At 71.7% G+C, this 807-nt stretch carries 2 pseudogenes; both read left to right on the top strand.

The annotated features are described in order from the left end of the window. Window positions 1–109: 109 nt before the first annotated feature. Window positions 110–514, top strand: a pseudogene (locus IE247_RS33940) (shikimate kinase); the annotation flags it as partial. Then, window positions 460–807 (top strand): annotated as a pseudogene (locus IE247_RS34935) (3-dehydroquinate synthase); the annotation flags it as partial. The pseudogenes IE247_RS33940 and IE247_RS34935, both read left to right, overlap by 55 nt.

Raw genomic sequence — 807 nt, 5'->3', positions numbered from 1 at the left:
CGGAGAAGTTCGGCGGTGACAGCGTGACCGAGACCCGCCGCAATGTCACCTCGTACCTCGACAATCTGAACTTCCGGTGACCGCCCCGGTGATCGTCCTGGTCGGGCCCATGGGCGCGGGCAAGTCGACCGTCGGCGAACTGCTCGCCCAGCGGCTGGGGGTGCCCTACCGGGACACCGACGCGGACATCGTCGCCGCCCAGGGCCGGGAGATCGCCGACCTCTTCGTGGACGAGGGCGAAGCCCGCTTCCGCGAGCTGGAGCGGGCCGCCGTACGAGAGGCGGTCGCCGGGCACACCGGTGTGCTCGCCCTCGGCGGCGGCGCGATCCTGGACGAGTCGACCCGGGCCCTGCTGACCGGACTGCCGGTGGCCTACCTCTCCCTCGACGTGGAGGAGGCCGTCCGGCGCACCGGGCTCAACCAGGCCCGCCCGCTGCTCTCCGTCAACCCGCGCCGCCAGTGGCGGGAGCTGATGGACGCCCGCCGCCATCTGTACACCGAGGTGGCCCGGGTGACCGTGGCCACCGACGCACGCACCCCCGAAGAGGTCGCCCAGGCGGTCCTCGACGCTTTGGAGCTGAAAGACGCATGACCGAGCAGTCAGTGACCCGTATCCGGGTCGGCGGCGCCGAAGGCACCGATCCCTACGAGGTGCTGGTGGGGCGGCAGCTCCTCGGCGAGCTTCCCGGGCTGATCGGGAGTGCCCAGAGGGTGGCCGTGCTGCATCCGGAGGCTCTCGCGGGCACCGGTGAGGCGATCCGCGAGGATCTCGCGGGCCAGGGGTACGAGGCCATCGCGATCCAGTTG

The sequence above is a fragment of the Streptomyces inusitatus genome, from assembly GCF_014651115.1.
GTDB classification, from domain to species: Bacteria; Actinomycetota; Actinomycetes; order Streptomycetales; family Streptomycetaceae; genus Streptomyces; species Streptomyces amakusaensis.
The sequence above is the reverse complement of the archived record's forward strand: the minus strand, read 5'-3'. Positions and strand labels throughout refer to the sequence as shown.